Here is a 13,887-nt window from a genome sequence, read left to right on the forward strand (position 1 = left end):
GTTACTCGTGCTCATTCGTCACGCGATCGCGCGCACGTCGGCCTGCTTCGCGCCCGTCATGATCGCAACGGCATCCGACATGTGGATGTCGTTCTTGTTGACGAGCGCCGCGCGCCGTCCGAGCCGCTGAATGTGAATGCGATCCGCGATCTCGAACACGTGCGGCATGTTGTGGCTGATCAGGATCACGGGCAGGCCGCGCTCGCGCACACGGCGAATCAGCTCGAGCACCATGTTGCCTTCCTTCACGCCGAGCGCGGCAGTCGGCTCGTCGAGAATCACGACGTGGCGCGCGAACGCCGCGCTGCGCGCCACCGCGACGCCCTGGCGCTGGCCGCCCGAGAGCGTCTCGACGGCCTGGCGCATCGAACGGATGCCAATTTGCAGATCCTTCATCGCGTTGGTCGCTTCGTCGAGCATGCGACGCTTGTCGATCATCTTGAAGAGCTTGCCGCGCCAGCCCGGTTTCACCAGTTCGCGCGCGAGGAACAGGTTCTCCGCGATGCTCATCGCCGGCGCGACGGCGAGATCCTGATAGACGGTCTCGATGCCTTGCTGGCGCGCGTCGATCGGGCTGCGGAATTTGACGGCGTTGCCGTCGAGCAGCAGTTCGCCTTCGTCGGGCACGAGCGCGCCCGAGAGCGCCTTGATCAGCGACGACTTGCCCGCGCCGTTATCGCCGATCACGGCCATGATCTCGCCGGGCATCACTTCGAAGTCGCAGCCGTCGAGCGCGGTGACGTGGCCGTAGCGCTTGATCAGGCCGCGCGCCTGCAGAACGGGGGTCTTGCCGTTGGCGGCATTCGCGGAAGAGGGGGTTGTCGACATGACAGTCTCCTTCAGATAACGATCAACGTGCGCCACGGCGCGACAGCTTGTCGGCGGCGACGGCGAGAATCACGAGAATGCCGGTGATCAGCACCTGATACACCGACGACACGCCCATCAGCGTCAAGCCATTGCGAAACACGCCGACGATCAGCGCGCCCAGCAGCGTGCCCGCAATCGAGCCGCGTCCGCCGAAGAGGCTGGTGCCCCCCAGCACGACGGCCGTGATGCTGTCGAGGTTCTCCGTCTGTCCCGCTTGCGGATCGCCGACGCCCGTGCGCGCGACGGAGAGCAGCGCGGCGATGCCGTAGATCGCGCCCGACAGCGTATAGACGGTGATCAGGATGCGTTGCGCGGAAAGGCCCATCAGGCGCGCGGCTTCCGGGTTGTTGCCGAGCGCGTAGAGATGGCGGCCGGGCACGGTGTCGCGCAGCACGAACCACGTCGCGAGATACATCAGCAGCGTGAGCACGGTGCCGTACGTGACCGTCGCGGGACCGACGCTGAACGTGCTGCCGAAGAACATGATCGCGTCGGGCAGATTCGACACGCTCTCCGCGTTCGAATAGATCTGCGTGGCTGCGAATGCGATATTCAGCGTGCCCAGCGTGACGATGAACGCGGGCAGCTTGATGCGCGTGATCAGCACGCCGTTGAGCAATCCGAACAGCGTGCTTGCGCCGACGCCGCACGCGATCGCGATCACGGGCGGCACGCCCATCACGACGGCGAACTTCGTCATCACGATCGAGCCGAACGCCATCACCATCCCGCACGACAGATCGATGCCGCCCGTCAGCACGATTAAAGTCTGGCCTATCGCGATGACGGCGACGACCATCGTCTGCTGCAGGATCAGCGACAGGTTCTGGAACGACAGGAAGCGGTTGCTCTGCGAGATGAAGAAGAGGCACGCGAGCACGAATGCGATCAACGGACCGGCCTCGGCGAGCGTCGGCATATGATCCGCGAACCGGCGGTGGCTTTGAGCGGGAGCGGTGGGAGTCGACATGATGTGTTTCCTCGAAGCGATGCGTGATCTGCGTGCGGCGGATTTCATGCAAACAGGTCTCGATGGAACCCGCCGCGCTCACGCTGGAGAACTCGCGGAGATGCGCACCTTGCGCATCTCCGTTGCTGCCTGGTGACTGCTATTCGACTTGCGCTGTCACTTGTTGCCCCAACAGTTGTCGAGACCGAACTTCGTGTCCTTGCTGTCGACGCCGTTTTGCACCTTGTCGGTGATGAGCGTCACGCCCGTGTCGTGATAGCCGGATGCTTTCTTGCCCGTCTTCGCGTACTCGACGCCTGCTTCCACGCCGAGCGAAGCCATCTTCAGCGGATACTGCTGCGACGTCGCGGCAAGCTCGCCGGCCTTCACGTTGCGCACGCCTTCGCAGCCGCCGTCGATCGACACGATCATCACGTTCTTTTCCTTGCCCGCATTCTTCAGCGCGCGATATGCGCCCGCCGCGGCCGGTTCGTTGATCGTGTAGACGACGTTGATGTCGGGCGCTTTCTGCAGGCAGTTTTCCATCGCCGTCTGGCCTTTCGCCTGATCGCCGCGCGTGTCCTGGCTGCAAACGATCGACGGATCGCCTTCCTTGATGCCGAAGCCCTTCAGAAAGCCGTTATGACGCAGCACGCCGACGGAGACGCCGGGCGCGAGATCGAGCGTCGCGATCTTCGCGGGCTTGCCGGCGAGTGCGGCCTTCGCGTATTCGCCGATCAGCACGCCCGCCTTGAAGTTGTCGGTGGCGAAGAGGGCGTCGGTGGCGTCCTGCGGGTCGGTCGGCGTATCGAGCGCGATCACGAGCGCGCCCGCCGCGCGTGCCTTCTTGATGCTCGGCACGATCGCCTTCGTGTCGCTCGGCGTGATGAGGATCGCTTTCGCGCCCGCCGTCAGCATGTTCTCGATGGCCGTGACCTGCGCGGCGTTGTCGCCGTCGAACTTGCCGGCCGCCGTGATCAGCTTCGCGCCGTCTTTCTGCGCGGTGGCTTCCGCGCCTTGCTTCATCTTGACGAAGAACGGATTGGTGTCGGTCTTCGTGATCAGGCCGACGACGGTCTGATCGGCCGCGAGACTCGCGCTCGCGCACCACAGCGCCGACGCGGCGACGCACGCCGCGGCAATGCCCTTGACGACGGGCTGCATGTGGGACGCGCGGCGCAACGGCCTGCGGGAATTCGGGTTCATGGACGCTCCTCCGGATGTTTGACGACGACGTTGTGAACAGCGATCGGTTCAACGGTTTCGACGGGCGCTGATCGCGCTTTCTGTTGCGCTTGCCATGCGATGGGTCGCCGGCTGCGCGGGCCTTACTAAATCAAGTTGTTTTAGTTAGTACAGCAGCGGCCTTCGAAAAAATCAAGAAGCGGGTTTGATGCGGCGCGTCGCGAGTTGGATCGGGCCGTGACGTGCAAAACCTTGCTGCACAAGGCCTGGCGGGCGATGAAGCAGGGCCGCGAAGCGCCTCGCCGATAGGGGTAAATCAGGAGTGCCGCGCTCCGCGAATTGGGTTCATTTGTTCTTTTAGTGGTCAAATGCTCGGAAAATCGACGCCTTAGACGTCGTCGGGACCGTTGCTTGCTAACGGTTCTGGCGAGGTCGCTATCACTCGCGCGACACGCGGAGGCGAACGTGAAGACGATGCACAATCGCGCGCTGCATTACGTCGCGAAGCATCCTGCGCAGTTCACGTTGCAGGTGTTCAAGGCATTCCGCAAGAACCAGGGGCTGCTGCTCGCGGGCGCGATTGCCTACTATGCGCTGCTGTCCATCGTGCCGTTGCTGATACTCGTCGCGATCGCGTTCAGTCATTTCGTCGGCGAGCAACTGCTGCTCGATACGCTCGCGCATCTGCTCGAATGGCTGGTGCCGGGGCAATCGAAAGCGATCGTGCAGGAGCTTGCCAATTTTCTCGCGCATCGCGCGGTGATCGGCTGGTTCCTCGTCGTCACGATGATCTTCTTCAGTTCGCTCGCATTCACGGTGCTCGAAAATGCGCTGTCGATCATCTTCGTGCATCGCGTCGCGATACGGCGCAGGCACTTTCTGCTGTCGGCGATCCTGCCGTATCTGTTCAGCCTGTCGCTGGGCGTCGGCGTGCTGCTCGTGACGTTCGTGTCAAGCGGACTTCGCGCCGTCGCAAGCGACAGCATCGTATTGCTCGATCACACGATATCGTTGACGGGCGCCACACGTGTCGTGCTTTATCTGCTCGGCTTAGCCGGCGAGATCTTCGTGCTCGCGGCCATCTATCTGGTGATACCCGCGGGACGCACGACGCCGTGGCATGCGTTCGTCGGCGCGGTGGCGGCTGCGGTGCTCTGGGAGATCACGCGGCGCGTGCTGGTGTGGTACTTCGCGACGCTATCGCAGGTGAGCGTCGTCTATGGCTCGCTGACGACGGCCATCGTCGTGCTGTTCAGCTTCGAAGCGCTCGCGACGTTGATGCTGTTCGGCGCGCAACTGATCGCCGAATACGAGCGGCTCAATGCGAGCGGCAAAGAGCGGGCCGCGCAACCGTTCGTGACGGGTTGAGCCCGACGGCAAGAAAAACGTTTGCGTCGGTGAAATAGTGTTCTGGTTAACGGCCGTGAATACGAGAACTTTAGGCCGATTTGAGTACATGTTGTATTGCGCTTCTTGGCCCGCAAAACAATTCGTCTGGTCACAGCTTCGTCATGAGCCGCCGACGATAATCGCGTCGCCCGTCAAATGAACAAATTCGAACGGGCAGTGCTGCGCAGCGCAGTGCAAGACCTCGGGGAATACCGCAAATGACCATCCGTCACCGCATCACTCTACTCGTGGTGTCGATGCTGGTTGCCTTGTCGGCAATCGGCGGATACGCCGTCTATCAGACACGCGGCAGCGCCGCAGACGTCCGGCAAGTGACGCAGGGCGTCGTGCCGAGCGCGCTCGCATCCGCCGATCTCGTTTCGCAGGTCAAGGACGTTCAGCTCGCGACGATGACGCTCGTCTATGCGCCCGATGCAAATATGGTCGAGCAGGCGCAAAAGGAACTGGCCGCGAAAGAGAAGTCGTTGCGCGAAGCACTCGACGTGCAGGCGAAAGCCGCAGCGAGCCATGCGCAGGAAGGGCTCGTCACGCAGGCGCGCGACAGTCTCGCGAACTACTTCGCGGCGATCAACGACACCGCGAAAATGAAGGCGGACGGGAAGAACGATCTCGCGCAAGCGTATCTGTTCGCCAACGTCGCGCAGTATCGGGACGAACTGGAAGGCATCGTCGAAACGTTGCGCATCGAGAAGAACCGCCAGAAGGATGACGCAATCGACGCACTGAACGCGGGCCTCGCCACGACGACGACGGCGATCGCGGCCGCAGCGGGTGCAGCCATTCTCGTGCTGGTCCTGATCGGCTCGCTCCTGTACCGTCAGATCACGCGGCCGCTTTCGCGCATGCAGTCGATGATGAGCGAGATCGCATCGAGCCAGGATTTCACGCGACGCGTACCCGTGGGACGCATGGACGAGATCGGTCATTCGATCGTTGCGTTCAACGGCATGATCGAGAAGATCCAGCAAAGCTCCGCGCAACTGAAGCAGAAGACGGCCGACATTCAGGCGATGTTGCAGAACATGCAGCAGGGCATTCTGACTGTCGTCGAAGGCGCTGTGATTCACTCCGAGTATTCGGCTTATCTGGAAGCGATCTTCGAAACGAAGGACATTGCCGGTCGTCCGTTGATGGACCTCGTGTTCGGCGACAGCGAGCTCGGCGCCGATACTGTGTCGCAAGTCGAGGCGGCCGTTGAAGCGTGCATCGGCGAGGACAGCATCAACTTCGAGTTCAACCAGCATCTGCTCGTCAACGAACTGACGCGCAAGATGCCCGATGGCCGCGTGAAGACGCTCGATTTGAGCTGGTCCGCGATCACCGACGAAAACGACACCGTGATGCGCCTGATGCTGTGCGTGCGCGATGTGACGGAGCTGCGCCAGCTTGCAGCCGAAGCGGGCGAGCAGAAGCGCCGACTTGAAATGATCGGCGAGATTCTCGCGGTGAGCGAGGAGAAGTTCCATCATTTCGTCGAAAGCGCGACGGGCTTCATCAACGAGAACGAACGCATCATTCGCCAGCACGCGCATGCAGACGGTTCGGCCGTTGCGGAGCTGTTCCGCAACATGCACACGATCAAAGGCAATGCGCGGACCTATAGCCTTCAGCATCTGACGAGCATCGTGCACGAGACCGAGCAGCGTTACGACGCGCTGCGCCGTCCCGAGACCGCGCACGAGTGGGACCAGGAGCAACTGATCGTCGAACTCGCGCGCGTGAAGGAAGCGCTGCAGCACTACGCGACGATCAACGAAGTGAGCCTCGGCCGCCGCAATACAGGTCGCCGCGGCAGCTTCGAGCGCTATCTGATGGTCGACAGCGAACACATTCAGGAAAGCCTGCGTTTGCTCGATGCAGCGAACCCCGCCGACGTGCGCGATCTGCTGACGGCGCGCGATGCGGTGCGCAGAACCTTGCGTCTGCTGGGGACGGAGAAGGTCGAAGATGCACTCGCGGGCGTGCTGGAGTCGCTGCCTTCGCTTGCAGCGGATCTTGGCAAGGCGGCGCCGACCGTGCGTATCGACGATAACGGCTATCGCGTTCGCGCACACGCAGGCAGCGCGCTCAAGAATGTCTTCATGCACCTGTTGCGCAATTCCGTCGATCACGGCATCGAAACTGCGGTGCAGCGCGTGGCGCTTGGCAAGCCCGAAGCGGGCGTGATCGACGTCGAAGTGGGCGTTGCGGAAGGGGCGTTGCAGATCACGTTGAGCGACGATGGACGCGGCCTCGCGATGTCGCGCATCCGCGGCATTGCTGCCGAGCGCGGCTGGCTTCAGCCCGATACACAATTGAGCGACGAAGTCGTCGCGGAGTTCATTTTCCGGCCGGGTTTCTCGACGGCGCAAAACGTGACGGAAGTCTCAGGTCGCGGCGTCGGCATGGATGCCGTGCGCGATTTCATCCGGCGCGAAGGCGGGCGCATCGAATTGCGCTTCACCGACGAGCGCACGGGCGCCGACTTCCGCCAGTTTCAGACGATCGTCTATCTGCCGGAAAACTGCGCGGTCGACAGCGTCGGCGCGTCGATGCACGATGCCGCCAAAACGGTGAATTCGATTCAGGCGAATGCACTTTCCGAATAGCACTACGGGGATTCGTTGTGGTTGAACAGTATGTGATCGCGGCGCTGGCCGGCGTTGTGGCGAGCGCGCTTGCGGGCGTGCTCGCGCATCGATGGCTCATCAGAAAGGCCAGCGAGCAGCACCGGGCGGCGCTCGAGTCGCAGGCGAAGGAACTGGCGCAAGCCGAAGAGCGGCATGCGGCGGAGATCCGGCAACACGAACAGCAGGCGCGTGAATTGCACGCGCTGGCTGACACGTTGCGCGAAGATCTCGTGCATCACTCGACGCAAGCCGAAGAGGCGCGCGCCGCGCTCAATGCGCTATTGAACCAGAAGGACGAATGGCTTCAGCACGCCACGCGTCTTTCCGGCGAAGCGGCACGCTTGCGGCATCTGTCGGCGACGTTCGAGCGCTGGCATGAGCAGATGATTTCACTGATGGCGCAGAACCACGACATGCACGCGAAGAACAACGAGCTGTCGTCGATCGTGCGGCACGTGCTGATCGTATCGTTGAACGCTTCGATCGAAGCGGCGCGCGCGGGCGCGGCGGGACGCGGGTTTTCGATCGTCGCGAGCGAAGTGCGCGCGCTGGCTTCGCGCTCGCAGGAACTGTCGAAGAGCTATCACGACAGCCTGAACCGCAACGACCTCATCACGACGGCCACGTTTCAGGACATTCAGGCAGGCGGCAAGATGATCGCAGCGTCGCTGGCGAGCGTCGAAGCGCTCGCCGGCCAGATTCAATCCCGGTTAGAACAGGCGACGTCGTGATCAGTCAGCAAGCGAAAGAAAGTATCGAACGGATCTTCTATCAGTCCGCGCGCACGCGTCTGCCCGCCCATGCCGGCGACGCATGCGAAATCACGGCCCTCGATGCACATCTGGCCAATAAGGCGCTCGCGAGCCATATCGTCGTTTTGACCATTTCATCGATTGCATTCCGCTTTCTGCTCGTGCTGCATTTCGACGACGACCAGACGACGCGCGATTACTACTTGCGTGACGCCGAAGACCGTTCGCTGGCGGAAGCACTGATGGAAGTCGGCAATCTGTGTTGTGGCGCGATCAATCAGCAACTGGTCGAGTACTTTCCTGATCTGGGCATGTCGACGCCCTATCAGCTGAATGGCGCGTGCGTGCCTTATCTGAAGGAATTGAAGCCGGCGTATCTCGCGGCATTTCGCGTGACCATCGGCGCAAACGTACAAATCGGCGCGACGCTTTGTGTGTGCGCGAGCGCGCCCGTCGATTTCGTCGCCGATGTGGCCGAAGTCGAGGAAAGCGGCGGAGAACTCGAACTGTTCTGAACGGTTCTGGCTTTCGCGCACGACGCAAATCTTCAATCAATCAATGCGCCGCTTCGAAGGCGCTACGGGGTGAGCAATGGGAAAGGTTCTGGTGGTGGACGATTCGAGCACGGTTCGCGATGAAGTGGCGGGCTTCCTCAGAAAGAACGGCCTCGATGTCGAAACGGCCGTGGACGGCAAGGACGGTCTCGCGAAGCTGAAGTCGTCGCCGGGTATCCGGCTTGTCGTCAGCGACGTGAACATGCCGAACATGGACGGCCTCACGATGGCCGAAAAGATTCGCAGCGAGCTGGCCAATGCGAGCGTCAATATCATCATGCTGACGACGGAAAGCAGTCCCGCGATGAAAGAGCGAGGCAAGGCGGCAGGCGTGAAGGGCTGGATCGTCAAGCCGTTCAAGGGTGACGCCGTGCTCGAAACGTTCAGAAAACTGGCGGGCTGACGGGCCGCGCACCGCACATCGCGTTTCGGATGCCCGCTGGATGCGGGCACGGCGACGCATCGCGGATTGTCGCAATTCCCTGAATGATCTATTCACACGCCGCGTGTTTATCGGCGGGAGCCGCACCTCTAGAGTTCTGTTCAACGGTTGCAGAACGCAGGTTCAAAGCAGCCCAAACGAACAGTCCCGGAGGTGTTGCCATGAAAACGTTTGCCAAAGCTTTTGTCATTGCTGCTCTCATTAGCGCTCCCCTCGCTGCGTTTGCGCAGACAAGTCAGCCTGTGACGCGCGCGCAAGTTCGAGAAGAACTGGTGCAGCTGCATAACGTCGGCTATAGCCCGCTCGACGACCGCAACAGCTATCCCGTCCACATCGAGGCCGCCGAAGCCCGTCTGGCCGCGCAGAATGCGGCGTCCGCGCAGCAAAGCGGATACGGCGTGGCGTCGAATGGTTCGTCGCAAGCGGGCGTGCGTGACGTGCGCACGAACGGCGTTGCGTTCGCGCATCACTGATCGCGTGCGCTGCCTGTGATAACCGCGATAAGACAGATCGATATGAATTGCTGACGTTGCGTTGGGCGTTTTGATCCAGAGTCAGGGCCGGGACCTGTGTGATGCAGGTCCCGGCCTTTTCATTATTAAGCGTGCTCATGAGTCGCTTATTCGATGCCTGACTGATGACGCCGGATCGCACATGCGCTGACGGGACGAGGATTGCGGAAATCGAATCCGGACTGTCGCTCGAAAAGGAAAAAGAAAAGGCCGGCAGCGTGAAAGGTAGTGGCTCGCGTCGACTATGCTTTCAAAACAGTACATCACCATCGCGCGAAGCCGTCGATGAAGAACAAAGTCGACACACTTGTAAAGACTCGTTGAAGTCGCGCCGTTCATTCGTCGCGCGATGCTCAAAGACTAGACCTTTGCCCGGTTGATCTCTCTTCTGCATAGAACGGCAAGCCGGATACCCAGTGCCAATGCAAGCAATTTGACATTCTCGCTATTCCCTACGCGAATCGGATTTTTTCTTAATGCTCTCGTTGAACGCGGCGCCTGGCGGCAAAACGAAAGGCGTCTTTCTTTTCATGTAATGGATGAACTCTAGCCATATATGACATGTCCATGGCATAGTGCCGGTATCTTCAATCAGGAGTTTCAATATGGCTACACTCGAAGCCCTTCAGGCAAAGATACAAAAGCTTCAGGAGCAGGCCGATGCCATCGCTTCTCAAAAGTCGGCGGCGGCTCTCGAAAGCATTCGCTCATTGATGGTCAAGCACAATCTGACGACAGCCGATATCGATGCGCATCTCGGCCATCGAAAGCGCGGCCGTCCTTCGCTGAAGTCGGCAGGTGTGCAGACAAAAGGTGCTGCCAAATATCGCGATCCCAAAACGGGTGCGACCTGGACGGGTCACGGCCGCGCGCCGGCCTGGATTGCGGGTGCGAAGGATCGCAACAAGTACCTCGTTTCAGGCGCGGCGAGCCAGGTTGCGACGAGCGTGTCGGTCAAGGGCGCGAAGGGCAATGGCCAGCCTAAAGGACGGCAACCCGCCAAATATCGTCATCCGGAGACGGGCGCGACCTGGAGCGGCCGTGGTCCGGCGCCCGCATGGCTGGCAGCCGAAAAAGACCGTAACAAGTTTCTGATTGGAAGTGCAAAGGCCACGGGAATGAATGGCGTTGCCCGGAAAAAGACAGCGGCCAGGAAGGCTGCGAGAAAATCACGCGCTTAAAAAGTCAATGGGAGGGCGGCGCACTGCGCTGCCTCGCCCGAACGCCACGCACGACGACGGACTAAAAGCGCGTCGTCGTGCCGGATCTTTTCGCTATCGCTGAGAATTTTTGTCAAGGCGAGATGCGCGATCCAATGCGCAGTGGGTTTTCGGTCCCGCGAGGATCGGAAAGCTCATCGATTTCGTCACGCCCCGTAATTCCCGCCTGGTGCGCTGAAAAACCTGTTTTCAGGTGAAAGTACTACAGGCTGAATCGCGACGAGCGTGCGTGGATCGATGGTTGATCCTGTTGGCGTCGCGCGCGCCAGCATGGCTTTTTCTGCGCGCGACGCCGCTTTCGAGCCAGATCTAATGGAAGTCGCGCGTCTCCAGTTCCACCGACTGTCCCCCATTTCGCTGTAGCACACGGCGAGCGGCAGCTTCAATCGCCTTCCTGTTACCCTCGAACGCCGCGATCAGATCGTGGGACGACGTGCCCGTATTGCCGAAGTGGTCATTGAGGGCGTCGATTGATACGCTGCACCATACCTCCTTTCCTTCGACGTTCGCTTCGAATGCGACTCGCGATGCGGCTACGACGTGCCGGCGGCTGGTGAATTCGATGGTCATTTGATTTCTCCGTGAGTGCCAGGTGTGATACACGAACGTCCGCCAGCGCGGTTTTCCGGGCGATTGTTCCTTTGCCCGGGGCCAGGTGGTCCGGTCTGGGGCGTTCGCTTCGGTGCTGTCAGCAAGGAACGATCCAGTCCGCTTCGAACATGCCCAGCCCGATGGCGGGCGATGTCGAGCGTCGGTCTCGCTCTCCAATGATAGGTCGCGGGGCGAGTAAAAGCCCGGGAAAGTACTAGGCCGCCTTGCCCGTCATCTGCTCGATCAGCTTTTTCGTCGCGGGCGAATGCTCGTATTTGCGGAAGACGGCGGCGACCTCCGACATGACCGGCTCGCCTGCGAGCGTCTTGAAGACCACGTTCGGCAGATTGACTACCCGGGTCAGCACATTGGGCACGATGGCCACGCCCGCGCCCACGGAGACCTGCGTCAACACGGCGAGCAGCGTGCCCGGCGCGCTCACGATGCGCGGATTGAAGCGGCCGCGCCGCGCGATTTCCCGCGTGCCGAGATCCTGTTCGGGCACGACGAAGGTTTCGCCCGCCAGCGCGCGCGCCTTGATCGGACCCGCTGCGGCCGCGAGCGGATGCTCGGCGGGCAGCGCCGCGCAAAACGCATCGCGCGCCAGCACGTGTGCGCGCAGCGAGGACGGCAGTTCGACGGGCAAGCGCACGAACGCGACGTCGACGCGTCCTTCCTCCAGCAACGCGGGTAGTTCGCCCATCGGATGTTCGGTTGCCTGCACGAGGACGCCCGGCCGCGATTTGCGGAACGCGCGGATCTGTTTCTGCAGGACGCCCGAAAACGCGGCCGAGCCGACATAGCCGATATGGATTCGCCCCAGTTCGCCGCGTCCGGCGCGCTTGCCGGCATTCAGCGTGCGTTCGAACTGCGCAATGGTTTCGCGCGCTTCGGCGAGAAACGCTTCTCCGGCAGGCGTGAGCGCGACCGTGCGTTTGGTGCGGCGAAACAGTTGCGCCTGCAGCGCGCGCTCCATTTCCTGGATCTGCACCGTCAGCGTGGGCGGCGCAATGCCGAGGTCTTCGGCGGCCTGTGCAAAATGCAGCCGCTCCGCGACGGCGATGAAATAACGCAGATGCCGGAGTTCCATGAGGTGTGGTGAGTATTAGGCTATACCTAATTATATTGAACAAACGCAGGAATGAACGAAATAGAAAAAACGGGTGAAATACGGGCTTACCGTCCACCGTCTTTCCGCACACCAGCTCCATGAGTTCAATCACCGCTACCCGCTCGGTCTCTCGAGGCACGCCGCTGCTACTCATCGCGTCGATGGGGTGCGCGATGACCGTGCTCGACACGAATGTCGTCGGCATCGTTCTGCCCACCATTGCGCGTGATCTCAATGCATCGTTTGCCGATATCGAATGGGTGATCAGCGCTTACGTGCTGTGCTTCGCCGCGCTGTTGCTGCCCGCCGGCTCGATTGCCGACCGCTTCGGACGCAAGCGCGTGTTCCTCGCTGGCATTGCGCTTTTTGCGCTCGCTTCGTTCGCATGCGGCGTCGCGCCGAGCGCGTCGCTGCTGTATATCGCGCGAGCCGCGCAGGGCGTGGGCGCGGCGTTCCTGCTCGCGCCCGCGCTCGCGATCATCGGCCATGCGTTTCATGACGAGCGTGAACGCGCGCGTGCGTGGGCCGTGTGGGGCGGCATCATGGGACTGACGATGGTGCTTTCGCCGCTGATCGGCGGTGTCGTCAGCGCGTATCTGGGCTGGCGCTGGGCGTTCACGATCAATGTGCCCATCTGCGCGCTGCTGGCCACGGGTGTCGTCAAGATCGTCGACGAGTCGCGCGACCCGACGCCGCGCTCGCTCGATCTGCCGGGTATTGCGCTCTTTGCAGCAGCGATGTTCTCGTTGACGTGGTCTCTGATTCTCGGCCCTGACCACGGATGGTTCAGTGCCGCCGCCGTGTCGCGCGCATGTGCCGGTGTCGCGCTGTTCGCTGCGTTCGCGCTGGTCGAAAGCCGGCGCGCGCATCCGATGCTCGATCTCGCACTGTTCCGTTCGCTGCCCTTCGTCGGCGCGATCGTGGCGATGTTCGCGTATGCGTCGTCGGCGCAGGTGATGGCCTCGCTGTTGCCGCTGTTTCTGCAAAATGCGCGAGGCGAGAGCGCGCTCGGTGCGGGGGCCGGCATGTTGCCTTTTGCGCTGGCGATGCTGTTGCTGCCGCAACTTGGACGCAAACTCGCGGCGCATATGGATTCACGGCGGATTCTGACGCTTGGTCTCGCAGTGGTCGCATGCGGCAATCTCGCGATGATGCTTGCCGCGCGCAGCGCAAACCATGCGTGGCTCGTCGCCGCGATGGCGCTGCTCGGCAGCGGCGGGGGACTGCTGAATGGAGAAACGCAAAAGGGGATCATGGGCACGGTCCCGCGAGAACGCGCGGGCATGGCGTCTGGCATCAGCACGACATCGCGCTTCACTGGCATTCTTCTGGGATTCTCCGGACTCGGCGCAGTGCTGGCCGAGGGTGTGCGTTCGGCGTTGACCGCGCAGATGTCCCACTTCCAGGTGCCTTCCGTGCCGGGCTTCGCAGAGCGTGTGATGGCGGGCGACTTCGCGCGCGCATTCACACTGTATCCGCCTGCACTGACAGACACGCTGACCCACATTGCGCGCTCGAGCTACGGCGAGGGCTTCTCGCAGGCATTCGGCGCGGCTGCGCTGGTGGCGGCCGTCTCGGCATTCGTCGTCTATCTGTCGATGAGAAGCAGCAAACGTTGATCGCGCGGTGCAGTACCGATTAGTATAAAAAGCTCTATACAAAGAGCGCCTTGCAACGCGCAC

Annotated in this window: 13 protein-coding genes; 8 read left to right on the top strand and 5 right to left on the bottom strand. The window is 61.7% G+C overall.

Translation table 11 applies throughout. The features are described 5' to 3' along the window. Nucleotides 1-18: 18 nt before the first annotated feature. The 3 genes from BN2476_RS25930 to BN2476_RS25940 all read right to left on the bottom strand — a co-directional run bounded on the left by BN2476_RS25930 (nucleotide 19) and on the right by BN2476_RS25940 (nucleotide 3,025). Nucleotides 19-828, bottom strand: a complete 810-nt coding sequence (locus BN2476_RS25930; protein WP_087737087.1) for an ATP-binding cassette domain-containing protein — start codon at nucleotides 826-828, stop codon at nucleotides 19-21. Nucleotides 829-850: 22 nt separating this feature from the next. Continuing rightward, complete coding sequence (locus BN2476_RS25935; protein WP_087737013.1) at nucleotides 851-1,840, bottom strand: ABC transporter permease; 990 nt, start codon at nucleotides 1,838-1,840, stop codon at nucleotides 851-853. A gap of 156 nt (nucleotides 1,841-1,996) precedes the next feature. After that, nucleotides 1,997-3,025: a sugar ABC transporter substrate-binding protein gene (locus BN2476_RS25940; RefSeq protein WP_087737014.1), complete on the bottom strand. Its 1,029-nt coding sequence runs from the start codon at nucleotides 3,023-3,025 to the stop codon at nucleotides 1,997-1,999. A 444-nt stretch (nucleotides 3,026-3,469) separates the two neighbouring features. Between BN2476_RS25940 and BN2476_RS25945 the strand changes: the two genes are divergently transcribed. The 7 genes from BN2476_RS25945 (at nucleotide 3,470) to BN2476_RS25975 (ending at nucleotide 10,464) form a co-directional block, all read left to right on the top strand. Then, a complete protein-coding gene (locus tag BN2476_RS25945; protein ID WP_087737015.1) occupies nucleotides 3,470-4,372 on the top strand; it encodes a YihY/virulence factor BrkB family protein in 903 nt (300 codons plus the stop codon). A 239-nt stretch (nucleotides 4,373-4,611) separates the two neighbouring features. Next, nucleotides 4,612-7,002 (top strand): ATP-binding protein, encoded by a 2,391-nt coding sequence (locus BN2476_RS25950; protein WP_087737016.1) that lies wholly within the window; start codon nucleotides 4,612-4,614, stop codon nucleotides 7,000-7,002. Nucleotides 7,003-7,019: 17 nt separating this feature from the next. After that, on the top strand, nucleotides 7,020-7,754 hold the full coding sequence (locus BN2476_RS25955) for a methyl-accepting chemotaxis protein (protein WP_087737017.1): 735 nt from the start codon (nucleotides 7,020-7,022) through the stop codon (nucleotides 7,752-7,754). After that, on the top strand, nucleotides 7,751-8,290 hold the full coding sequence (locus tag BN2476_RS25960; RefSeq protein ID WP_087737018.1) for a hypothetical protein: 540 nt from the start codon (nucleotides 7,751-7,753) through the stop codon (nucleotides 8,288-8,290). The genes BN2476_RS25955 and BN2476_RS25960 overlap by 4 nt, the downstream gene beginning before the upstream one ends. Before the next feature lie 76 nt (nucleotides 8,291-8,366). Then, a complete protein-coding gene (locus BN2476_RS25965) occupies nucleotides 8,367-8,732 on the top strand; it encodes a response regulator (protein ID WP_087737019.1) in 366 nt (121 codons plus the stop codon). Nucleotides 8,733-8,932: 200 nt separating this feature from the next. Beyond that, nucleotides 8,933-9,244 (top strand): DUF4148 domain-containing protein, encoded by a 312-nt coding sequence (locus BN2476_RS25970; RefSeq protein ID WP_087737020.1) that lies wholly within the window; start codon nucleotides 8,933-8,935, stop codon nucleotides 9,242-9,244. A gap of 644 nt (nucleotides 9,245-9,888) precedes the next feature. Continuing rightward, the gene (locus tag BN2476_RS25975; protein WP_087737021.1) at nucleotides 9,889-10,464 is read left to right on the top strand and encodes an H-NS family nucleoid-associated regulatory protein; all 576 of its coding nucleotides are present in this window, start codon (nucleotides 9,889-9,891) and stop codon (nucleotides 10,462-10,464) included. Nucleotides 10,465-10,812: 348 nt separating this feature from the next. Here the strand turns inward: BN2476_RS25975 and BN2476_RS25980 are convergent, their stop codons facing one another. Further along, nucleotides 10,813-11,073, bottom strand: coding sequence for a DUF1488 family protein (locus tag BN2476_RS25980; protein ID WP_087737022.1), 261 nt, complete (start codon nucleotides 11,071-11,073; stop codon nucleotides 10,813-10,815). A gap of 235 nt (nucleotides 11,074-11,308) precedes the next feature. Beyond that, the gene (locus tag BN2476_RS25985; protein WP_087737023.1) at nucleotides 11,309-12,184 is read right to left on the bottom strand and encodes a LysR substrate-binding domain-containing protein; all 876 of its coding nucleotides are present in this window, start codon (nucleotides 12,182-12,184) and stop codon (nucleotides 11,309-11,311) included. A 119-nt stretch (nucleotides 12,185-12,303) separates the two neighbouring features. On the opposite strand from BN2476_RS25985, the gene BN2476_RS25990 reads away from it, so the two are divergent. Continuing rightward, nucleotides 12,304-13,824, top strand: coding sequence for an MFS transporter (locus BN2476_RS25990; RefSeq protein ID WP_087737024.1), 1,521 nt, complete (start codon nucleotides 12,304-12,306; stop codon nucleotides 13,822-13,824). Nucleotides 13,825-13,887 lie beyond the last annotated feature (63 nt).

The sequence above is a fragment of the Paraburkholderia piptadeniae genome (assembly GCF_900007165.1).
Lineage (GTDB): Bacteria > Pseudomonadota > Gammaproteobacteria > Burkholderiales > Burkholderiaceae > Paraburkholderia > Paraburkholderia piptadeniae.